Annotated in this window: 16 protein-coding genes; all 16 read left to right on the forward strand. The window is 71.0% G+C overall.

Translation table 11 applies throughout. The annotated features are described in order from the left end of the window. The first annotated feature begins 336 nt into the window (after positions 1-336). Positions 337-1,107 (forward strand): AAA family ATPase, encoded by a 771-nt coding sequence (locus tag QN152_01120; GenBank protein MDR7538119.1) that lies wholly within the window; start codon positions 337-339, stop codon positions 1,105-1,107. Beyond that, the gene (cooS, locus tag QN152_01125) at positions 1,104-3,038 is read left to right on the forward strand and encodes an anaerobic carbon-monoxide dehydrogenase catalytic subunit (protein MDR7538120.1); all 1,935 of its coding nucleotides are present in this window, start codon (positions 1,104-1,106) and stop codon (positions 3,036-3,038) included. The genes QN152_01120 and cooS overlap by 4 nt, the downstream gene beginning before the upstream one ends. A 93-nt stretch (positions 3,039-3,131) precedes the next feature. Continuing rightward, positions 3,132-5,318, forward strand: a complete 2,187-nt coding sequence (gene acsB, locus QN152_01130; protein MDR7538121.1) for an acetyl-CoA decarbonylase/synthase complex subunit alpha/beta — start codon at positions 3,132-3,134, stop codon at positions 5,316-5,318. A 78-nt stretch (positions 5,319-5,396) separates the two neighbouring features. Further along, a complete protein-coding gene (gene acsC, locus QN152_01135; protein ID MDR7538122.1) occupies positions 5,397-6,749 on the forward strand; it encodes an acetyl-CoA decarbonylase/synthase complex subunit gamma in 1,353 nt (450 codons plus the stop codon). Positions 6,750-6,762: 13 nt separating this feature from the next. Beyond that, a complete protein-coding gene (locus QN152_01140) occupies positions 6,763-8,676 on the forward strand; it encodes an ASKHA domain-containing protein (GenBank protein MDR7538123.1) in 1,914 nt (637 codons plus the stop codon). Positions 8,677-8,685: 9 nt separating this feature from the next. Beyond that, positions 8,686-9,450 (forward strand): carbon monoxide dehydrogenase, encoded by a 765-nt coding sequence (locus QN152_01145; protein MDR7538124.1) that lies wholly within the window; start codon positions 8,686-8,688, stop codon positions 9,448-9,450. Next, positions 9,447-10,058 carry a DUF3786 domain-containing protein gene (locus QN152_01150; protein MDR7538125.1) on the forward strand — a complete coding sequence of 204 codons (612 nt, stop codon included), beginning with the start codon at positions 9,447-9,449 and terminating at the stop codon, positions 10,056-10,058. Before QN152_01145 ends, QN152_01150 begins: the two co-directional genes overlap by 4 nt. Before the next feature lie 33 nt (positions 10,059-10,091). Then, complete coding sequence (gene cdhD / locus QN152_01155) at positions 10,092-11,066, forward strand: CO dehydrogenase/acetyl-CoA synthase subunit delta (GenBank protein ID MDR7538126.1); 975 nt, start codon at positions 10,092-10,094, stop codon at positions 11,064-11,066. Between the two features lie 13 nt (positions 11,067-11,079). Then, positions 11,080-11,880, forward strand: coding sequence for a dihydropteroate synthase (locus tag QN152_01160; protein ID MDR7538127.1), 801 nt, complete (start codon positions 11,080-11,082; stop codon positions 11,878-11,880). Further along, positions 11,877-12,353: a MaoC family dehydratase gene (locus QN152_01165; protein MDR7538128.1), complete on the forward strand. Its 477-nt coding sequence runs from the start codon at positions 11,877-11,879 to the stop codon at positions 12,351-12,353. Before QN152_01160 ends, QN152_01165 begins: the two co-directional genes overlap by 4 nt. Next, on the forward strand, positions 12,350-13,735 hold the full coding sequence (locus tag QN152_01170; GenBank protein MDR7538129.1) for a Mur ligase family protein: 1,386 nt from the start codon (positions 12,350-12,352) through the stop codon (positions 13,733-13,735). The genes QN152_01165 and QN152_01170 overlap by 4 nt, the downstream gene beginning before the upstream one ends. A 1-nt stretch (position 13,736) precedes the next feature. After that, positions 13,737-14,426: a methylenetetrahydrofolate reductase C-terminal domain-containing protein gene (locus QN152_01175; GenBank protein MDR7538130.1), complete on the forward strand. Its 690-nt coding sequence runs from the start codon at positions 13,737-13,739 to the stop codon at positions 14,424-14,426. A gap of 26 nt (positions 14,427-14,452) precedes the next feature. Then, on the forward strand, positions 14,453-16,150 hold the full coding sequence (locus QN152_01180; GenBank protein MDR7538131.1) for a formate--tetrahydrofolate ligase: 1,698 nt from the start codon (positions 14,453-14,455) through the stop codon (positions 16,148-16,150). A 94-nt stretch (positions 16,151-16,244) separates the two neighbouring features. Then, complete coding sequence (locus QN152_01185) at positions 16,245-17,132, forward strand: methylenetetrahydrofolate reductase (GenBank protein MDR7538132.1); 888 nt, start codon at positions 16,245-16,247, stop codon at positions 17,130-17,132. Between the two features lie 57 nt (positions 17,133-17,189). Next, the gene (locus QN152_01190) at positions 17,190-21,674 is read left to right on the forward strand and encodes an FAD-dependent oxidoreductase (protein MDR7538133.1); all 4,485 of its coding nucleotides are present in this window, start codon (positions 17,190-17,192) and stop codon (positions 21,672-21,674) included. Beyond that, positions 21,664-22,092, forward strand: coding sequence for a hydrogenase iron-sulfur subunit (locus tag QN152_01195; GenBank protein MDR7538134.1), 429 nt, complete (start codon positions 21,664-21,666; stop codon positions 22,090-22,092). Before QN152_01190 ends, QN152_01195 begins: the two co-directional genes overlap by 11 nt. Positions 22,093-22,099 lie beyond the last annotated feature (7 nt).

The raw sequence follows: 22,099 nt of genomic DNA on the forward strand, positions 1-22,099 counted from the left end.
GCGCCTGCATGCGGTTTATCGGCCCGAGCGGGATGGGTTTGCGGGCAGCAGGGGTGGCCCCGAGAACTCCAGTCGCGGCCGAAACCGGCCCTTCCTGGGGCCGCACTGAGGCCGGCAGCCCCTAACTCCGCAGCGGTACCCTCTTTTACTCCTGGTCCCTTGAGTGGATGCCGACCTACTCTTCGCACCCGATACAAATCAGCCGCCTATTCGATACCTGGCGACGGCTTCCAACCCGGATAATGCCTCTGGGGAGACTGCCGCGTGGCGCGCCCGGGGGCATGCGCCCGCGGCAGCCCGTACCAGCAGGCGAGCGCGCCGGCGTATGGTGCCGCGATGAAGCTGGCGGTCTCCGGCAAGGGCGGCGTCGGCAAGACGACGGTGTCCGCCCTCCTGGCCTCTGAGCTGGCGGCGCGGGGGTTCCGCGTTACGGCCATCGATGCCGATCCCAACCCCACCCTGGCCGCCCTGCTGGGGTTCCCCCTCCCGCCTCCTGTCTCGCTGCTGGACCTGCGGGCCGAAATCGAGGAGCGCGTGGGCCCCCCGGGGGGCCTGATCCGCCTCAACCCCCGCGTGGACGACCTGGTGGAGCGCGTCGCTGCCACCTTTGGTGGAGTGCAGCTCATCGTGGCCGGAGCCATTAGCCGTGGCGGGGCCGGGTGCGCCTGCCCGCAGAACGTCCTGCTGCGCCGTCTGCTGGACCACGTGGTCCTGGAGCGCAACGAGGCAGTGGTCGTCGACCTGGAGGCCGGCCTGGAGCACCTGGGCAGGCGCAGCGCCCAGGCCGCCGACGCCCTGCTGGTGGTAGTGGACGCCAGCCGGGCCAGCCTGGAGACGGCGGCCCGCATCAGACGCCTGGCCGGGGAGATCGGCATCCCCCGCACCTTCGCCGTGGCCAACAAGGTCCGCGGGCCGGAGGAGGAGAGCTGGATTGCCTCCGGCCTGCAGGACAGCGAGCTCGTCGCCACCATCCCCTACAGCGAGGCCCTGGCCCGGGCGGAGCGGGCGGGGGAGCGGGCCGCCGCAGCCGACGCTGCTGTGGCCGCGGCGGCAGCACGGCTGGTGGACGCCCTGCAGACGCGATGCGAACGGAGGGTGAACGTATGACCTACGAAGGGCAGCGGTCCGTGCGCACCGACCCGGCCAGCCTCGAGATCCGTGAACGTGCCAGAGCCCAACGCATTCCCACCATCTGGGACCGCTATGCCGCCCTGGGCTCCCAGTGCAGGGTGGGTGAGCTGGGGATCTGCTGCACCATCTGCCACCTGGGGCCGTGCAACCTGGGCCTGCCCGGGAGCAAGCGGCCGCAGGTGGGGGTATGCGGCGCCGGCATCGACACCGTGGCCGCGCGCCGCCTGGCGCGGGACATGGCCGCGGGGTCGGCCGCCCACTCCGATCACGGCCGGGGCGTGGCCCACCTGCTGCTGCTGGCAGCCCGGGGTGAAGCCCCCGGCTACGGGGTCAGGGACGAGCGCAAGCTGCGCGCCCTGGCGACGGAGCTGGGTGTGGCCCAGGACGGCCGCCCGGTCAACGAGGTGGCACAGGAGGTGGCCCTAGCCTGCCTGGCTCAGTTCGGCCGGCAGGAGGGGCCGGTGGCCTTCGCCCGCCGCGCCCCAGCCCGGCAGCAGGAGATCTGGCAGCGCCTGGGCATCATCCCCCGGGGAATCGACCGGGAGATCGTAGAGGTGATGCATCGCACCAACATGGGGGTGGACAACGACTACCGCAGCATCGTCCTGGCGGGGATGCGCAGCGCCCTGGCCGACGGCTGGGGAGGTTCGATGATCGCCACTGACCTGCAGGACGTGCTCTTCGGCACCCCCCGGCCACTGCGCGCCCAGATGAACCTGGGCGTGCTGCGGGCCGATCAGGTGAACATCCTGGTCCACGGGCACGAGCCGCAACTGGCCGAGGCTGTAGCCGATGCCGCCGGGGACCCGGAGCTGCTGGCCCAGGCCAGGGCGCTGGGAGCCAGCGGGATAAACGTAGCGGGCATCTGCTGCACCGCTAATGAGATCCTTATGCGCCGCGGGATCCCCCTGGCCGGCAACTTTCTGCAGCAGGAGCTGGCCCTGGTAACCGGCGCCGTGGAGGCCTTCCTGGTGGACGTGCAGTGCATCATGCCCGGGCTGGTGGATGTGGCCTCCTGCTTCCACACCGAGCTCATCGCCACCTCACGCCAGGCGCGCTTCCCCGGCATGGTACACATCGAGCTCTCCGAGGACCGTGCGCCGGAGGTGGCCCGCCAGATCGTGGCCCGCGCCGTGGCCAACTACGCCCGCCGTGATCCCGGCCGCGTGGTCATCCCCGACCACAAGATGGACGTGGTGGCCGGCTTCACCACCGAGTCCATCACCCACATCCTGGGTGGACGCTACCGCGGGGGCTGGCGTCCCTTGAATGACGGCATCATCGCCGGCCGCATCCGCGGCGTGGTGGGCGTGGTGGGGTGCGACTCCCCCAAGCAGGTGCAGGACCAGGGGCACCTGGACCTGGTCTACGAGCTGCTGGCGCGCGACGTCCTGGTGGTGCAGACCGGCTGCTCGGCCATTGCCTGCGGTAAAGCGGGGCTGCTGCAGCCTGAGGCGGCCTTCCGTCATGCCGGGAGGGGGCTGCGGGAGATCTGCGAGGCCACCGGCATCCCCCCGGTCCTGCACACCGGGTCATGCGTGGATAACAGCCGCATCCTCACCGCCTGCATGGAGATGGTGAAGGAGGGCGGCATCGGCCGCTCCTTCGACGAGCTCCCGGTGGCCGCGGCCGCGCCGGGGTGGTGGTCGGAGAAGGCCATCGCCATCGGGTTCTACGCCGTAGCTTCGGGGATCTTCACCGTCCTGGGCTCCCCCTTCAACATCCTGGGCAGCGAGGCCCTCACCCACTTCGTCACCGAGGAGCTGGAGGGGCTGGTGGGCGGGAAATTCGCCTTCGAGCCCGACCCGGCAAAGGCGGCGCAGCTCATCGTGGCCCACCTGGACCGCAAGCGCCAGGCCCTGAAGCTGCGGCCGATGATGTACGAGGCTGTTCCCGTGGGGGCCTAGGAGATGTCCGGGAGATCTCACCTCAGGAAGGCCCGCGGCCCGCAGAGTTCGCAGCGCGGGTGTTGGGAGTGAGTGAGCCGCAGGAGGGATGCGATGTCACGGATCATCGCCACCGCCGCCATCAAGGGGGCGCACGGGTACGTGGAGGAGGCGGAGCACCGGCTGGCCGCCGCCATGGAGGCCCACGGGGGCGGCATGCGGCTGGAGTTCCCCAATACCGCCTTCTACCTGCCGCTCATCTACGCGCTCACCGGCATAAAGGTGAGGACCCTGGAGCAGGCGCGGGAGCCGCTGCGCATCGCCCGCTCCCTGCTGCCGTCGGTCCCCACCGACCGGCTGTGGCTCCCCTACCTGGGCGACGCCCTGGATGCGGGAGTGGCCACCCTGATCGCCCAGGAGATCATCGAGGCCATCCGGTACGCCACAGAGGGGCCGCCGGGCGGCATCTGGCTGGGATTCACCGACGACGCCATCCTGCGCACGCAGGGGATCAAGCTGGTGGACGGGCGCATGCCCGGGTTCGCCGCCTGCGTGGGGGCCATGCCCACCGTGGAGGCGGCGGTGCGCCTGGCCCGCGAGCTGCAGGAGCGCAACATTCTGGTCTTCCTCTCCAGCCACACCAACGGCGCCAGCATGGCGGAGCAGCTGGCGGAAGCCGGGGTGGAGATGAGCTGGGACACCTACCTGGTACCCTACGGCAAGGAGACCAGCGCCACCGTCCACGCCCTCAACTTTGCCGCCCGCGCGGCCATGACTTTTGGCGGCATCACCCCAGGCGACCTGCTCAAGGCGCGGGAGATCCTCCTGTACAACAAGGCTCGTGTCCACGCCTTCGTGCTAGCCCTGGGCGAGGTAGACGAGGAGAAGTACGCCACTGCGGCGGGAGCCATCAACTTTGGCTTCCCCGTCATCGCCGACACCCCCATCCCCCAGATCCTGCCCAGCGGCATCTGCACCTACGAGCACGTGGTGAGCAATGTCCCCCACGACCAGCTGGTGCCCAGGGCCATCGAGGTCCGCGGGCTGAAGCTGAAGATCACCAGGGTGCCCATCCCCGTCCCCTACAGCGCCGCCTTCGAAGGGGAGCGTGTGCGCAAGGAGCAGCTGCACGTGGAGTTCGGACGACAGCTGGCTCCGGCCTTCGAGTACCTGCGGGGGCGGGAGATGTCCGAGGTGGAGGACGGGCGCATCGAGGTCATCGGGCCGGACATCGACACCGCCCAGGTGGGCGGGGCCATGCCCCTGGGAATTCTGGTTGAAGTGGCGGGGCGCAAGTTGCAGAAGGACTTCGAACCCATCCTGGAGCGTCAGATCCACCGTTTCATCAACGGGGCCATGGGTGTCATGCACATCGGGCAGCGGGACATCCCCTGGATCCGCATCAGCCAGGACACCTTCAAGGCGGGGTTCCGCCTGCGCCACTTCGGGGACATCCTCTACGCCAAGTACCACGAAGAGTACCCGGCGCTGGTGGACAAAGTGCAGGTGACCATCTACTCGGAGCCGGAGGCGATCCTGCGCATCCTGGAGGAGGCGCGCGCGGTGTGGGACGAGCGGGATGCCCGCGTGGCCGGCATGACCGACGAGACGGTGGACGTCTTCTACTCCTGCACCCTCTGCCAGTCCTATGCGCCCAACCACGTCTGCATCATTACCCCGGAGCGGTTGGGGCTGTGCGGCGCCTACAACTGGCTGGACGGCAAGGCCTCGTACGAGATCAACCCCGCCGGACCCAACCAGCCGGTGGAAAAGGGCGCCTGCCTCGACCCTGTCCTGGGGATGTACGAGAGCATCAACCAGTTCGTCTACGCCAAGTCCAACAAGACCGTGGAGCAGGTCAGCCTCTACTCCATGATCCAGTTCCCCATGACCTCCTGCGGCTGCTTCGAGTGCATCATGGCCCTGGTCCCCGAGGTGAACGGGGTGATGGTGGTCAACCGGGAGTACACGGGGATGACCCCGGTGGGCATGACCTTCAGCACGCTGGCGGGGATGGTTGGGGGCGGAGTGCAAACCCCCGGGTTCCTGGGGGTAGGCCGCCTCTACCTGACCAGCCGGAAGTTCATCCCCGCCGATGGCGGGTTCCCTCGCCTGGTGTGGATGCCCCGGGAATTGAAGGAGGCGCTGCGGGACCGGTTGCTGGTGCGGGCGCGGGAGCTGGGTGACGAGACGCTGGTGGACAAGATCGCCGACGAGACCGTGGCCACCACCGTGGAGGAGCTGCGGGCCCACCTGGAGCGCGTGGGGCATCCGGCGCTGGCCATGCCCGCACTGCTGTGACTGCGGGATCCAGGATGCCGGCCCGGCGAGGATTCGTGGTCCCGGCAAATTCGCCAGGCCAATCTGTGGAGTGAATGGATGCCGCTGACCGCGCTGGACATCTACAAGCTTCTGCCCAAAACCAACTGCGGGGAGTGTGGCTTCCCCACCTGCCTGGCCTTCGCCATGCAGCTGGCCACCAAGAAGGCGGCCATCGATGCCTGCCCCTACGCCAGCGATGACGCCAAGGCCACCCTGGCCGGTGCCGCGGCGCCGCCCATCCGTCTGGTTGCCTTTGGTCCCCCGGGGCGGCGGATCGAGCTGGGGAGGGAGACCGTGCTCTTCCGCCACGAAGAGACCTTCTACCACCCGCCGGCCATCGCCGTGCGCCTGCAGGCGGACCGGCCGTCGGAGGAGCTGCGGGCGGAGCTGCAGCGGGTGGCGTCGCTGCAGTTCGAGCGGGTGGGGCAGGTACTGCGGGTGGAGGCGGTGGCCCTGGAGCACGCCGACGGCGCCGAGCCGTTTGTTGCCGCGGCTCGGGAGGCGGACGCTGCCGGGCTGGCGCTGCTCCTGTGCAGCGACGACCCGTCTGTGCTGGACGCCGCGGCCAGCGCGGTGGCGGCCAGCCGACCGGTTCTCTACGCCGCCACCGCCAGCAACTGGGAGGCCATGGCCCAGGTGGCCAGGAAGCACGGCTGTCCCCTGGCCGTGCGGGGGCAGGACCTGCAGGAGCTGGCCGACCTGACCCCCCGGCTGATGGCGGCGGGGGTGAGCGACCTGTTGCTGGACAGCGGTGCGCGGGGTCAGGCGGCCACCCTGGCAGACCTCACCCAGATTCGCCGCCTGGCCCTGCGCAAGCTCTTCCGCCCTCTGGGCTACCCGGCCCTGGCCTTCGTGACGTCGGAGGACCCCCTGACCCAGGTGGTGGAAGGGACGGCGTACATCTGCAAGTACGCAGCGGTGGTGGTTACGCCAGCGCTGCAGCCCTGGCAGGCGCTGGCGCTGGTGACCGCGCGCCAGAACATCTACACCGACCCGCAGAAGCCTATCCAGGTGGAGCCGGGGATCCACACCGTGGGTGCCCCTGATGCGGACTCGCCCGTCCTGGTCACCACCAACTTCTCCCTCACCTACTTCACGGTGGAGGCAGACACCGAGGCCAGCCGCCTCCCCGCCTGGATGGTGGTGGTGAACACGGAGGGCCAGTCAGTGATGACGGCGTGGGCGGCGGACAAGTTCAACGCCGAGACCATCGCCAAGACGGTGGAGTCGTCAGGCATCGCCGAGCGGGTGAAGCACCGCCGGCTGATCATCCCCGGGGGTGTGGCCGCCATCAGCGGCAAGCTGGAGGAGCTGTGCGGCTGGCAGGTCATGGTAGGGCCGCGGGAGTCGGCGGGAATCCCGGCTTTCCTGCGGACGCATTGGAAGCAGGTGGCCACCGCGGCCTCCTAGGGAGATGAACTCGGTGGAAGCGCCACCGACCGTCACCTTCCAGCCAGACGGACGCAGCGTGACCGTGGAGGCGGGGCAGACCCTGCTGGATGCGGCCGCTGCCGCCGGCATCCCGCTGAACAGCGTCTGCGGGGGGCGGGGGATCTGCCAGCGCTGCCGCATGCACGTGCTGAGCGGGGATCTGGAGGTGGAGGCGGCGGGCCGGGTGGACGGGGCGGTCCTGGCCTGCCTCTCCCGGGTGCGCGGGGACGTGGTGGTGGAGGTGCCCTCCGCCTCGCGCATCGAGGGGGAGCAGATCCTCACCGGGGCGGAGCGGGGGATCGGGCCGTTCCTGCCCATTCCGGAGGAGCAGATGGCGCTGCCCCGCGCCGCCGGTCTTTTCGTCCCCAGCCCGCTGGCCTTTGCCCTCCCCCTGGACCTCCCCGTCCCCACGCTGCACGACAGCGTCAGCGACATGCAGCGCCTCACCCGGGAGCTGCGGCGGCAACGCAACATCCGCGAGGTGACCATCCCCCTGGAGGTGCTGCGTGCCCTGCCCCGGGTGGTGCGCCAGGGGGAGTGGACGGTCACGGCGCTCCTGGCGCGGGCTGATGGCGGCTACCAGCTGATAGACCTGCGGCCCGGGGCGGCCCCCCGCGCCTTCGGGGTGGCCGTGGACGTGGGCACCACCACCGTGGTGGTGCACCTGGTGGACCTGACCGCCGGGACGACGCTTGGGGCGGCGGCCGCTCTGAACCGCCAGATCCCCTACGGCGACGATGTCATCTCCCGGATCATCCACGCCGGGGAGCCGGCCGGCCTGGAGCGGCTGCGCACCGCCGCCCTGGAGACGATCAACCTGCTGATCGGCGGGCTGGCTAAGGTGCACCGCGTCGGACGCGAGGAGATCATCGGCGCAGTCTGCGCCGGCAACACCACCATGCTGCACCTGCTGCTGGGGCTGCCTCCCGCGGAGATCCGCCGCGAGCCTTACATCCCCGCGGCCACTGCCTCCCTGACCTATCGGGCGGGGGAAGTGGGGCTGCGCATCCACCCCCGGGCCCTGGTGGCCACCATGCCGGGAGTCTCCAGCTACGTGGGCGGGGACATCACCGCCGACGTGCTCGCCGCCGGTATGGATGGCAGCGAGGAGCTGTCCATGCTCATCGACGTGGGCACCAACGGCGAGACGGTGATCGGCAACCGGGAGTTCCTGGTCTGCTGCGCCTGCTCCGCCGGGCCCGCCTTCGAAGGTGGCGGGATTACCTGGGGGATGCGCGCGGCCCGAGGGGCCATCCAGCGGGTGGAGGTCACCCCCCAGGGGACGCTGGCCTGGACCACCATCGGGGGCGCCCGGCCCCGAGGCCTGTGTGGGTCGGGGCTGGTGGACCTGCTGGCCGAGCTGCTGCGGGCCGGCTATCTGGACCGGGGAGGGCGGCTGGTGGCGGATGCTCCGCCAGTCCGCCGGGGTCCCGACGGCCTGGAGGTGCTGGTGGTCCCCGCGTCCCAGACCGCCACGGGGGCGGACATCGTCCTCACCGCCGCCGACATCGAGAACCTGCTGCGGGCCAAGGCTGCCGTCTTCGCCGGCGCCGCCCTCCTGGCCCGACGGCTGGGGATCGCCATGGGAGACATCCAGCGCGTCTACGTGGCCGGTGGGTTCGGCACCTACCTGGACGTGCGAAAGGCCATCCGCATCGGCCTCTTGCCCGACGTCCCCCCCGAGCGGGTGGTCTTCATTGGCAACGGCTCGGTGGCCGGCGCCAAGATGACCCTGCTCTCATACGAGGTGTGGCGGCGCGCCGTGGAGGTGGCGCAGAAGATGACCTACCGCGAGCTCTCCACCGACCCGGCCTTCATGGAGGAGTACGTCTCCGCCATGTTCCTGCCCCACACGGACTGTGCCCGCTTCCCCCGCGCCTGTGCGGAGCTGGGGATGCAGGTCTGAGGTGCCGGGATGCCCTTCGTCTACGCGGTGGCCGGAAAGGGAGGAACAGGGAAGAGCACTCTGGCCGCGCTGATCGTGCGCGGGCTGCGCCGGGCGGGCCGCGTCCCCATCCTGGCCGTGGACGCCGACCCCAACACCACCCTGGATGCCGCGCTGGGATTGCGACCCGCCCGCACCATCTCCGACGTCCTGGACGCCACCAGGGGGATGCGCGAGGTGCCCGGCAATATGCCGCGGACGGTCTACCTGGAGTACCAGCTGGCGGATTGCCTGGCGGAGGGACGGGGCGTGGACCTGATCGTCATGGGGCGCCCTGAAGGGGCGGGGTGCTACTGCGCCGCCAACCACCTGTTGCGGGAGCACCTGGACCGGCTGACAGCCGGCTACCCCTACGTGGTCATGGACAACGCCGCCGGCATGGAGCACCTCAGCCGGCGGACCACCCGCGACGTCGACCTCCTCCTCATTGTCAGCGCCCCTACCCCAGGCGGTCTGCGCGCTGCCCGCCGCATCCAGGCGCTGGTGGGCGAGCTGGACCTGGCGGTACGGGAGATGGCCCTGGTGCTGAACCGCGCCGACGCCGTCCCCCCGAACGTCGCCCAGGAGATCGCGGCAAGCGGGCTGCGGCTGGCAGGGACCATTCCCGAGGACCCCCAGGTCGCCGCCTGCGATCTGGAAGGGCGCCCCCTGCTCGACCTCCCCGACGACGCCCCGGCCGTGGTGGCGGTGGAGACGATGCTGGCCACGGTACACGGTGCGGGGGTGGCGCGGTGAGCGTCTACTTCTCCACCTACGAGGGCCTGCGGGCACGGCTGAGCCAGCACTCCCCGGCCCGCCTGGCCGGCCGCAGCGGCGCTGTCCTCCTGGGCGAGGGCCGGCTGGCCCTGCGATGCGCCGGGCGGGACTACGTCGTCACCTATCCGGACGGGATGGTGCTGGACGCGGGGGGCGGCCCGGCGGACGTCTCCGTGGCCATCCTCCTGCTGCTCTACCTGCTGGAGGCCACGGGGGTCCTGGAGCGTGGGGAGTGGATCTCCTTCGAGCAGCTTCCCGGCGGCGCCGGCTACCTGGCCTCCTTCCGCAGCCGGGTGGTGCAGCCGATTCTGAAGACCTTCGGTCCAGCGCCGGAGCGGCTGCTTACGGCGGCGCGGGCGCTGGACGGGGAGCCCCTGACGCTGGGGGATGTGGCGGTGCGCATCCCGGCGCTGCCCCGCGTCCCCATCGCCTACGTGCTGTGGCGCGGGGACGAGGAGTTTCCCCCCAGCGTCTCTGTGGTCTTCGACGGCTCGGTGGAAGGGTATCTGGACGCGGAGGTGCTCACCGCCCTGGCCGAGCTAGTCAGCCGCCGGCTGGTCGCCGCTGCGGGAGGCGGGAAGACGTGAGCGCGGCCTCAGAGAGCGGGAAGGAGTGAGCGCATGCCTGTGGAGCTAATGCGGGAGCGCTGGCCGGGAAAGGTCTTCAGCGTGACCATCGGCGCCACCCCCGCGGAGGGGGGGACGCGGGATCGGGCGCTGACCATCGGCGGGCACACCGCCCTTCCATTCGCCGGCGACGCCCCCAGCCCTAACCGGCCGCTGGTGGCCATGGAGGTGCTGGACGCGGTGCCGCCGGACTGGCCGGAACACCTGCGGGAGCCGCTGGCTGACGTGGTGGACTCACCCGCCCGGTGGGCGCGCAAGTGCGTGGAGGTTTACGGCGCCGACCTGGTCTGCCTGCGCCTGGCCTCACCCCACCCCGACGGCCAGGACGCCCCCCCGGAGGAGGCGGTGGCCACGGTGCGGGCGGTGCTGGAGGCGGTGCCGGTGCCGCTGGTTATCCTGGGCTGCGGGCACGCCGACAAGGACAACGAGGTCTGGCCCCGGGTGACCGAGGCGGCCAGGGGCGAGCGTTGCCTGATCGGTGTGGCCGTCCCCGAGAACTACAAGACCCTGGTGGTGGCCTGCCTGGCGGACGGGCACAACGTCCTGGCCGAGGCCCCCATCGACATCAACATCCAGAAGCAACTCAACATCCTGATCACCGAAATGGGGCTGCCGCCGGATCGGATCGTCCTGCACCCCGGCACCGCCTCCCTGGGCTACGGCCTGGAGTATGAGTACTCCATCATGGAGCGCATCCGCCTGGCCGGGCTGCAGGGGGACAAGATGCTGGCCCAGCCCATGGCGGCCATCATCGGCTCTGAGGCGTGGAAGGCCAAGGAGGCCCGCCTGCCGGAGCAGGCGATGCCGGCCTGGGGCGCGGCGGCGCAGCGGGGTCCGGCCTGGGAGGCGGCTACCGCCGCCGCCTTCCTCCAGGCGGGCGCGGACATAGTGGTGCTGCTGCATCCGACGTCGGTGGCGGCGGTCAGGCGGGTGATCGCGGACCTTACCGCGGTCCCGGCGGAAGCGTAGGGAGGCGAGGAAGGTGTTTATCATCGGCGAGCGCATCAACGGCATGTTCCGCTCGGTGGCCCGGGCCATCCGGGAGCGGGACGCTGACGCCATCGCCGACCTGGCGCGTCGCCAGGTGGCTGCCGGAGCCCACGCCCTGGACATCAACACCGGCCCCACCGGTGAGGACCCGGCCGAGGTGATGACCTGGCTGGTGCAGACCGTACAGGAAGTCACCGACGTCCCCCTCTCCATCGACAGCCCCAGGCCGGCGGTCATCGCCGCCGGACTGCGCGCCTGCAGCGGGCGGGCGCTGATCAACTCCACCACCGGCGCGCGGGAGAAGCTGGATGTGCTCCTGCCTCTGGCCCAGGAGTACGGCGCGGAGCTCATCGCCCTGACCATCGATGAACGGGGCATCCCCCGCAACGCCGCGGCCCGGGCAGAGATTGCCCTGGCCATCGTGGCCCGGGCTATGGAGGCCGGCTTCCCCACCGACCGCCTCTACCTGGACCCCATCGTCCTCCCGGTGAATGCGGCGCAGGATCAGTGCCGCGAGGCGCTGGTGGCCATGACCGCGTTCCGTACCCTTTGCGAGCCCGCTCCACACATCATCATCGGCCTCTCCAACGTCTCGCAGGGGACAACCAACCGCAGCCTGATCAACCGCACCTATCTGGCCATGGCCCAGGCCTGCGGGTGCGACGCGGCCATCCTGGACCCCCTGGACCGGGACCTGATGGACGTGATGCGCACCGCCAGCATCCTGCTCAACCAGGAGATCTACTGCGAGGGCTACCTGCAGGCGCGGCCGCAGCCGGTGGAGGGGAGGTGAGCGCAGTGACCGGGCTGGCCCTGGGCAAGACGGTGGACGAGCTGGCGGTGGGCGACCGCGCCGCCATCACCAAGATCGTCACCGACGCCGACATTCACCTGTACGTGGGCATCACGGGGGACCTGAACCCCCTGTACGTGGACGAGTCTTACGCCGCCGGGACGCGCTACCGCGGGCGCATCGCCCCGGGGATCCTCACCACGGGGCTGGTGGTGGCCGTGATCAGCACCAAGCTGCCCGGACCGGGCACGATCCTGGAGCATCAGGAGTTACGCTTCACGGCGCCGGTGCGGCCGGGCGACGCCATCACCGCCTTCGTCGAGGTGGTGGAGGTCCTGCCCTCCCGGGGGCGCGCGCGCCTGCGCACCCTGTGCAAGAACCAGGACGGCGTCGTCGTGCTGGAGGGAGAGATGACCGTTTTGCCTCCGCCGCGGCCGTCCGAGATCCGGGAGCGAGGCATGGAGCCGCGGTGACCTACCAGGAGGCGCTGGCCTACATCTACGGGCTGCTGGGCGAGCGGCCGCGCACGTCCCAGCCCTACAGCCCGCTGAAGCTGGAGCGGATGCGCCACCTCTGCGCCCTGCTGGACCACCCGGAGCGGCGCTTTCCCGCGGTGCTGGTGGCCGGGACCAAGGGGAAGGGATCCACGGCGGCCATGCTGGCGGCCATGGCCCAGGCCGCCGGCCTGCGCGTCGGACTCTACACCAAGCCCCACCTGGTCGACTTCCGCGAGCGCATCCGCGTCAACGGCGAGCTGATCACCCCCCGCGAGGTGACAGCCTTGATGGCGGAGATCCCGGCGGCCATCGCCCACGGCGCGGGGGGGCCGGGCTGGCCGCCCACCTACTTCGAAGTGGCCGCCGCCCTGGCCTTCCTCCACTTCGCCCGCTGTCGCGTTGACCTGGCGGTGGTGGAGGTGGGCATCGGCGGTCGGCTGGACGCCACCAACGTGGTGGAGCCGGTGGTCGCCGTGATTACCACCATCGACTACGACCACACCGACCTGCTGGGAGACGACCTGCGGGCCATCGCCATGGAGGATGCCGGGATCATCCGCCCCCGCGGGCGCGTGGTTACAGTCCCCCAGCCACCGGCGGCGCTGCAAGCGCTGGAGGAGACCGCCGCCGCCCAGGAGGCGACGCTGGTGCGGGTCGGCCGCGAGATCCGCTACCGCACGGTGCGGGTCTCCGCCCAGGGGCTCCGCTGCACCGTCGTCGGCCGCCGGAAGCGCTACCGCAACCTGCTGGTGCCCCTGATCGGCCGCCACCAGGCTCTGAACGCGGCGGCGGCCGTGGCCGCGTCAGAGCTGCTGGGGGAGGTGGGGTTCGCCATCCCCGAGGGGGCGGTGCGCGCCGGCCTGGCCGGCTTGCGCTGGCCCGCCCGCATCGAGATCGTGCGCCGCCACCCGCTGGTGGTGGTGGACGTGGCGCACAACCCGGTCTCCTTCCGCGCGCTGCGTGCCGCCCTGGACGAGACCTTCCGCGGGCACCGCCTGGTACTGGTGATCGGCCTGTTGGGCAACAAGGACCTGGTGGGGATCGCCCGCATCATCGGTCCGCGGGCGCGCTGCGTGGTGGCTACCAGGGCGGAAGACCCGCGGACGCTGCCCGCGGCCCAGGTGGCGGAGGCGTTCCGCCCGTGGGTGCGGGAGGTGCACGTGGTGGACGATCCGGTGGACGCCGCGCGGTTCGCCATGCGCCAGGCTGCGGTCGACGATCTGGTCTGTGTCACCGGGTCGTTCCACGTGGCCGGCCCGGTGCGGGCGCACCTGAAGCGGCTGCCGGCGCCGCCCGATCTGGCCTGGAAGCGGCGGGCAGGGCGGGCCGCCGCCGGCGCCACCCCGGAGGTGGCCTAGGATGATCGTCGCCGAGCGCAAGCCCCTGGAAGCCATCCTGAAGATGATGGCTCCCTACCGGAGGGTCCTGGTAGTGGGCTGCGGCACCTGCGTTTCTGTCTGCCTGGCGGGCGGCGCGCGTGAGGTGGCTGTCCTCGGCTCCCAGGTACGCATGGCGCGCCGGCGTGCGGACAACCCCGTGGAAGTGGCGGAGGCCACCGTGCACCGGCAGTGTGACCGGGAGTTCCTCCTGCCGCTGGCCGCCCAGGTGGAGGCGGCAGAGGCGGTCTTCTCCATGGGTTGCGGCGCGGGCGTCCAGCTGCTGGCGGAGACCTTTCCCCAGCGCCGCGTCTTCCCGCTGCTGGACACCAAGTTCATGGGCGTCACCCTGCAGCCGGGGTGGTGGGCCGAGCGCTGCCGCGGTTGCGGGGAATGCGTCCTGGACCGCACCGGAGGCATCTGCCCCATTACCCGCTGCTCCAAGGGGCTGCTCAACGGCCCCTGCGGGGGATACCGCGACGGCAAGTGTGAGGTGGACCCGACGGTGGACTGCGGCTGGCTGATGATCTTCCAGCGGCTGAAGGAGCTGGACGCACTGGAATCCCTGCGCGAGATCCTGGGACCCAAAGACTGGTCCCTGGCCGCGGTAGGGCCGCCGCGGCGCGTGCTCCGCGAGGACGTCCGAATCTACGTTGAGGAGGGACCTGTATGAGCGCAGTAGCCCCGATCCCCCCTGTGATGAAGAGCGACCTGGAGATCGCCCAGGAGGCCATCCTACTGCCGGTGGTGGAGGTGGCGCGGCGGCTGGGGTTGTCCGAGGACGACCTGGACCTCTACGGCAAGTATAAGGCCAAGATCCACCTGGACGTCCTGGACCGCCTGGCGGACCGGCCCAACGGCAAGTACGTAACCGTCACGGCCATTACCCCCACGCCCCTGGGCGAGGGCAAGACCACCACGGCCATCGGCCTGGGCATGGCCCTGAACCGCCTGGGACGCAAGACCATCAACACCCTGCGCCAGCCCTCCATGGGACCGACCTTCGGCATCAAGGGGGGCGCCGCCGGCGGAGGCTACTCTCAGGCCGTGCCCATGGAGGACTTCAACCTCCACTTCACCGGTGACATCCACGCGGTGGCTGCGGCTCACAACCTCCTGGCGGCCATGCTGGACGCACACATCATGCACGGCAACGAGCTGCGCATCGACCCCTACACCATCACCTGGCCACGGGTGGTGGACATAAGCGACCGGGCGCTGCGCAACATCATCATCGGGCTGGGGACCAAGGAGGACGGCCGGCCGCGGCAGGCGGGTTTCGACATTGCCGTGGCCAGCGAGGTTATGGCCATCCTGGCGCTGGCCAAAGACCTGCGCGACCTGCGGCAGCGGCTGGGGCGCATCGTCGTGGCCTTCACCGAGGACGGAGAGCCGGTGACCGCCGAGGACCTGAAGGCGGCGGGCGCCATGGCCGTCCTGCTCAAGGACGCCCTGATGCCCAACCTCATCCAGACCCTGGAGAACACTCCGGTGATCGTGCACGCCGGGCCCTTTGCCAACATCGCCCACGGCAACAACTCCATCGTGGCCGACGCCATCGCCCTGAAGCTGGCCGACTTCGTGGTCACGGAGAGCGGCTTCGGCGCCGACTGCGGCGCGGAGAAGATGATCAACATCAAGTGCCGCTACAGCGGCCTCAAGCTCAACGCCGCGGTAATCGTGGCCACCATCCGCGCCCTAAAGATGCACGGGGGGGTGGGCCGGGTCATCCCCGGCCGGCCCCTGCCCCCGGAACTGGTCAGCGAGAACGTGGAGGCGGTGCGCCGCGGCTGCGAGAACCTGGCCAAGCACGTGGAGAACATGCGGCTGCACGGGCTGCCGGTGGTGGTGGCCATCAACCTCTTCCCCAGCGACACCGACCGGGAAGTGGAGGTGGTTCGGGAGGCGGCGCTGGCCGCAGGGGCCATGGACGCGGTGACCACCGACAACCACGCCCGGGGCAGCCTGGGTGCCCTGGAACTGGCCCGCGCCGTGATCAGGGCGGCGGAGTCGGGGGCGGAGATGCGCTTCCTCTATCCGTTGGAGGCGTCCATCAAGGAGAAGATCGAGACCATCGCCACGCAGGTCTACGGCGCGGACGGGGTGGACTACGAGCCGCTGGCGGAGCAAAAGATCAGGCTCTACACCAGGCTGGGCTACGACAGGCTTCCCATCAACATGGCCAAGACCCACCTCTCCCTCTCCCACGATCCGAACCTGAAGGGGCGGCCGCGGAACTTCCGCCTGCCCATCCGGGACATCCGGGCGTCGGTGGGTGCGGGGTTCCTCTATCCGCTGTGCGGGGAGATGCGCACCATGCCGGGGCTGCCCAAGGTCCCGGCGGCCACCAAGGTGGACCTGGACCTGGAGACGCGAAGGGTGGTGGGACTGTTCTAGAGCAGTCCACACATCTGCCGGTCGGCCCGGGGCGCGCCCAGCGGTTGCTGTGGAATCGCGGGTTCGTCCGGGATCCCGGGGGACGGGGGGCGACATGACGCTGCGGGAAGCGCTGGCCAGCGGCCGGTTCGTGGTCACGGCGGAAGCCCAGCCACCCAAGGGCACCGCCGTGGAGGAGGCCCTGCGGCAGGCGGAACAGTTGCGGGGGCGGGTGACGGCCTTCAACGTCACCGACCAGCAGAGTTCGGTGATGCGTCTGGGCTCACTCGCCCTCTGCCACCTCCTGGCGGAGCGCGGCCTGGAACCCATCTACCAGGTGACCTGCCGCGACCGCAACCGGATTGCTCTGCAGTCGGACCTGCTCAGCGCTGCGGCGCTGGGCATCGAGAACGTTTTGTGCCTCACCGGCGACCACGTGAGCCTGGGCGACCACCCCCAGGCCAAACCCGTCTTTGACCTGGACGCGGTCACCCTGCTGGTGGCGGCGCGGGCGCTGATGGAGGGACACGACCTGGCGGGCCACGAGCTGGCGGGGGCCCCGCGATTCTTCCTGGGCGCGGTGGTCAGCCCCTGCGCCGAGCCGGTGGAACCGCAACTGTTCAAGATGGAGAAGAAGGTGCGGGCGGGCGCGCAGTTCTTCCAGACGCAGGCCGTCTTCGCCCTGGATCGATTCGCCGCCTTCATGGAGGTGGCGCGGGGATTCGGGGTACCGGTGATCGCCGGCATCATCCTCCTCAAGTCCGCCCGCATGGCCCGCTTCATGAACCAGAACATCCCCGGCATCCGCGTCCCCGAGGAGCTGATCCGGGAGCTGGAGGGGAGCAAAGACCGGGAGGGGACCAGCGTGACCATCGCCGCCCGGCTGATCCGCGAGCTGCGGCTCTCCTGCGCCGGGGTGCACATCATGGCCATGGGGTGGGAGCACCTCATCCCCCGCGTGCTGGAGGCAAGTGGCCTGCCCGTCCCGGCGGAGGCGGCATGACCCGAGCGGCCCGCGGGGGGCGTGTGACGTGAGCAACCCGCCCGGAGGCGGTGTCAGGTGAGCCTGTCGGTGCCGGAAGGACAGGAGGGCGCGCCCGCGGCGGATCGCACCCTCCCGGTGGGTGCGGTCATGGTTGTGGGCGGGGGGATCGCCGGTATCCAGGCGGCCCTCGACCTGGCCGACGCGGGGATCAAGGTCTACCTGGTGGAGCGCGCCCCGGCCGTCGGCGGGCGCATGGCCACGCTGGACAAGACCTTCCCCACCAACGACTGTGCCATGTGCATCCTTTCCCCCAAGCTGGGGGCGGTGGGGCGGCATCCCAACATCGAGATCTTGACGCTGGCGGAGCTGGAACGTCTGGAGGGAGTCCCGGGGGACTTCCGCGCCACCGTGCGGCGCCGGCCCCGGTTCGTCGATCCTGCCCTGTGCACTGGCTGCGGCGACTGCGCCGCCGTCTGCCCGGTGCGGGTGCCCAGCGAGTTCGACGGCGGCCTGGCAGCGCGCACGGCCGTCTACCGGCTCTATGCGCAGGCCGTCCCCGGGGCCTACGCCATCGAAAAGCGCGGCCGCTCCCCCTGCCGCGACGCCTGCCCCATCCACCAGCGGGCGCAGGGGTACGTGGCACTGGTGGCCCAGGGGCGCTACGCGGAGGCGTTCCGCGTCATCCGCATGGACAACCCCTTTCCGGGGATCTGCGGGCGCGTCTGCAACCACCGCTGCGAGGACGCCTGCTCGCGTGGTCAGGTGGACGGGGCGGTGAACATCGCCGCCCTCAAGCGCTTCGTGGCGGACTGGGCCTACGCTCTACCCCGTCAGCCGGTGTCCCGCCTGACCCCCACGCGCGCTGAGCGGGTGGCCGTGGTGGGGTCGGGGCCCGCCGGCCTGACTGCGGCCAGAGACCTGGCGGCGCTGGGCTACGCGGTCACCGTCTTCGAGGCCCTCCCGGTGCCCGGGGGGATGATGCGCGTGGGCATCCCGGAGCACCGCCTGCCTGCGCCCATCGTCGAGCGGGAAATCGCCGACATCCTGGACCTGGGGGTGGAGCTGCGCTGCAACACCCGCGTAGGCCACGTGCGCGAGCTTTTTGCCGCCGGGTACGCCGCCGTCTTCCTGGCCACGGGGGCGCACCGCGCGCGCAGGCTGCCCCTCCCCGGCGCACACCTGCCGGGCGTGCTGGTAAGCACCGACGTCCTGCAGAACCACCGCCTGGGCAAGCCCGTACCCCTGGGCCAGCGGGTGCTGGTGCTGGGCGGCGGCAACGTGGGCTTCGACGTGGCCCGCACCTGCCTGCGGCTGGGCGCGCGGGAGGTGCACGTGGCCTGCCCGGAGGCGCGGGAAGCGATGCCGGCGCACCCGTGGGAGATTGCGGCGGCCGAGGAGGAAGGCGTGCAGGTCCATCCTTCGACGGCGTTCGTCCAGGTCGTCGAGCAAGACGGTCGCGCGACCGGCCTCCTCTGCCGCCGGGTCCGCTCCATGCACTTCGACGAGGCGCGGCGCCTCCACCTGGAGGTGGTCGAGGGCAGCGAGCACCTGCTGGAGGCGGACACCATCGTTTTCGCCATCGGCCTGGCCCCGGACCTGGACCTGGTGCGGGGGCTGGAGGGGATCTCCACCACGCCCTGGGGGTCGCTGCAGGTGGACCCGCTCACCCAGGCCACCGGGTATCCGGGCCTCTTCGCCGGCGGGGACGTGACCACGGGGACGGCCTTCGTCGTGGACGCCATCGCCGCCGGCCACCGGGCGGCGCGGGGCATTGATGCCTACCTGCGGGGCATCGCCCTCCAGCCCGAACAGGCCGTCCGGGTGGCGAAGCTGACCCCTGAGGAAATAGCCACGCGCCTGGCCCGCGGGCAGATCCGGCGGCAGCCGCGCCTGGCCGTGCACGTCCTGCCGCCGGAGGTGCGGCGCGCCTCCTTCATGGAGGTGGAACGGGGCTTCACGGAGGAGGAGGCGCGGCGGGAGGCCTCGCGCTGTCTGGCCTGCGGTGTCTGCGCCGAGTGCCTGGAGTGCGTCCTGGCCTGCAAACGGAACGCCATCAACCACGCCGAGCAGGAGCGAGTGGAGACCTACCGGGTGGGCGCGGTCATCCTCGCCGCCGGGGTGGAGCCCTTCGATGCCCTCCAAGCGGAGGCCTACGGGGTGGGTCGCTTCCCCAACGTCCTGGTCGGGCCACAGTTCGAACGGCTGCTTTCCGCCTCCGGCCCCACCCAGGGCCACATCCGGCGTCCCTCCGACGGGACGGAACCGAAGCGCATCGCCTTCCTCCAGTGCGTCGGGTCCCGCGACCAGCGCACCCGCTACTGCTCCGCGGTGTGCTGCATGTACGCCACCAAGGAGGCGATGCTGGCCCGCGAGCACCTGCCGCAGGCCCAGGTGACCGTCTACTACGCCGACATGCGCGCCTTCGGCAAGGGCTTCGACGCCTACGTGGAGCGGGCGAAGCAGCAGGGTGTCCGCTACGTGCGCACGCGAGTGGCGGTACTGCGGGAAGACCCGCGGACGAGGAACCTGCGCTTCCGCGTGGAGGAGAACGGGAAGGTGCGGGAGGAAGAGGCCGACCTGGTGGTCCTCTCCGTGGGCCTGACCGCCCCCCGCGGTGCCGCGGAGCTGGCCCGCACCGCCGGGGTCGACCTGAACCAATACGGCTTCGCCGCCACCGCCTCTCTGAGTCCTGTGCGCACCTCACGCCCGGGGGTCTTCGTCGCCGGGGGGTTCCGCGGCCCCAAGGACATCCCCGACTCGGTGGTGGAGGGCAGCGCCGCCGCCGCAGCGGCCCTGGCGCTCCTGGCGCCGGCGCGCGGCACGCAGATCAACCCCAAGGTCTACCCGCCGGAGATGGTGCTGGACCCACAGCCGCGCATCGGCGTCTTTGTCTGTCACTGTGGCTCCAACATCGCCGGAGTGGTGGACGTGCAGGGCCTGGCCGCTTCTGCCCGCACGCTGCCCGGAGTGGTGCTGGCGGAGACCTCCCTGTACAATTGCTCCGCCGACAGTCTGGAGCGGATCAAGCAGGCCATCGCCGCAGACCACCTCAACCGGGTGGTGGTGGCCAGCTGCACCCCCCGAACCCACGAGCCCATCTTTCGCCAGGCGCTGCGCGAGGCCGGGCTGAACCCCTACCTCTTCGAGATGGCCAACATCCGTGACCAGTGCAGCTGGGTGCACGGGGCCGACCCGGCTGCGGCCACGGAGAAGGCGCGGGCCCTGATCGCTGCGGCGGTGGCCCGGGCGGCGCGACTCGCCCCGCTGCACAAGGTCCCCGTGCCCGTGCGGCACGAGGCCCTGGTCATCGGCGGGGGGATCGCCGGACTCACCGCCGCGCTCAACCTGGCCGACCAGGGCTTCCCGGTGACGGTGGTGGAGCGGGAGCCCGCGTTGGGCGGGCGGCTGCGGGCTCCTCTGGTAACCTGGGACGGCTCCCACCCGGGGAGCGCGCTGCAGGCCCTGGTCGACCGGGTGACGGCCCACCCTCTGATTACGGTGCTCACCGGGCACCAGGTGGTCGCCTCCCGGGGCACGGTGGGTAACTTTGAGACCGCGGTGGCCGGGCCGGGGGGCGAGCGGGTCCTAAGACACGGAGCGACCATCGTGGCCACGGGCCTGCGGGAGTGGCGGCCGGTCCCCTACGGCGTGGGCGAGGACCCGCGAGTGCTCACCCTGGCGGAGTTCGAGCGCGAGCTGGCCGGGGCGGCGCCGCCGGACGGCGGCGCCGCCGCATCGGTGGTCATGCTGCTGTGCGCCGGGCCGTGGGATCGCATGCCCTTCTACTGCAGCCGCACCTGCTGCGCCCAGTCACTGGCCGCTGCGCTGGCTTACCGCCGCGCCCACCCGCAGGCTTCGGTAGCTATCCTGGCGCGCGAGATCCGCACCTACGGGTTCGGGGAGGAAGTCTACCTGGAGGCGCGCCGCGCCGGCGTCCAGGTCTTCCGCTACGCGCCGGACGACCCGCCGCAGATCTCCCGCACGCCGCAGGGGATCACGGTGACGGTGCGCGACCAGACCCTGGGGGAGGAGGTCACCCTGAAGGCGGACCGGCTGATCATCTCCCCTGCGTTGATACCCGCAGAAGGCGCGGACGAGCTCTCCACGACCTTCAAAATCCCTGCGACCGCGGAAGGCTTCTTCCTCGAGGCCCACGTGAAGCTGCGCCCTGTAGACTTCGCCAGCGAAGGGCTCTTCCTCTGCGGGGGGGCGCACTACCCCAAGCCCGTGGGGGAGGCCGTCGCCAGCGCCCTGGCCGCCGCTGCCCGCGCGGGGACGCTGCTGTGGCGGGACAGCCTGGAGGTGGGGGGCGTGGTGGCCACGGTCGACCGGGACCGCTGCACCTCCTGCCTGACCTGCCTGCGCCTGTGTGCCTACGACGCCGTCTCCTTCGACGGAGACGGCATTGCGGTGGTCGACCCGGCGCGCTGTCAGGGGTGCGGTCTGTGCGTGGCCGCCTGCCCCGGGGCCGCCCTTACCCTGACCCACTACACGCGGGAGCAGATGCTGGCCAAGATCGACGCGCTCCTGGGGGCGCCGGAGGCCGCCCATGCCAGCTGAGCCGCAGATCGTCGCCTTCTGCTGCTTCTACTGCGCCTACGCTGCGGCCGACCTGGCCGGCGTGATGCGCCTCTCCTACCCGCCCAATGTGAGGGTCGTCCTCCTGCCGTGCACCGGGGCGATCGACCCCCTCTACGTCCTGCGGGCCTTCGAGGACGGCGCCGACGGGGTCTTCGTCGCCGGGTGCCTGGAAGGACAGTGCCACTACCAGGTGGGCAACCTGCACGCAAAGAGCCGGGTGCAACGCCTGAAGGCCCTGCTGGACGAGGCCGGCATCGGTGGAGAGCGCCTGGAGATGTTCAACCTCTCCTCGGCGCAGGGGCCGCGCTTCGCCGAGGTGGCCAGGGAGATGACCGCGCGCATTACCGCGCTGGGGCCCTCGCCCCTGAACCGGGCGCGGGCGGAGGTGGCGCCGTGAGCACTTT

Source organism: Armatimonadota bacterium (assembly GCA_031459715.1).
In the GTDB taxonomy this organism is placed as follows: domain Bacteria; phylum Sysuimicrobiota; class Sysuimicrobiia; order Sysuimicrobiales; family Humicultoraceae; genus Humicultor; species Humicultor tengchongensis.

Coding starts and splice junctions, on each gene's coding strand:
- QN152_01120 (MDR7538119.1), top strand. CDS start 337: ATGAAGCTGGCGGTCTCCGGCAAGGGCGGCGTCGGCAAGACGACGGTG.
- cooS (MDR7538120.1), top strand. CDS start 1,104: ATGACCTACGAAGGGCAGCGGTCCGTGCGCACCGACCCGGCCAGCCTC.
- acsB (MDR7538121.1), top strand. CDS start 3,132: ATGTCACGGATCATCGCCACCGCCGCCATCAAGGGGGCGCACGGGTAC.
- acsC (MDR7538122.1), top strand. CDS start 5,397: ATGCCGCTGACCGCGCTGGACATCTACAAGCTTCTGCCCAAAACCAAC.
- QN152_01145 (MDR7538124.1), top strand. CDS start 8,686: ATGCCCTTCGTCTACGCGGTGGCCGGAAAGGGAGGAACAGGGAAGAGC.
- cdhD (MDR7538126.1), top strand. CDS start 10,092: ATGCCTGTGGAGCTAATGCGGGAGCGCTGGCCGGGAAAGGTCTTCAGC.
- QN152_01175 (MDR7538130.1), top strand. CDS start 13,737: ATGATCGTCGCCGAGCGCAAGCCCCTGGAAGCCATCCTGAAGATGATG.
- QN152_01180 (MDR7538131.1), top strand. CDS start 14,453: ATGAAGAGCGACCTGGAGATCGCCCAGGAGGCCATCCTACTGCCGGTG.
- QN152_01185 (MDR7538132.1), top strand. CDS start 16,245: ATGACGCTGCGGGAAGCGCTGGCCAGCGGCCGGTTCGTGGTCACGGCG.
- QN152_01195 (MDR7538134.1), top strand. CDS start 21,664: ATGCCAGCTGAGCCGCAGATCGTCGCCTTCTGCTGCTTCTACTGCGCC.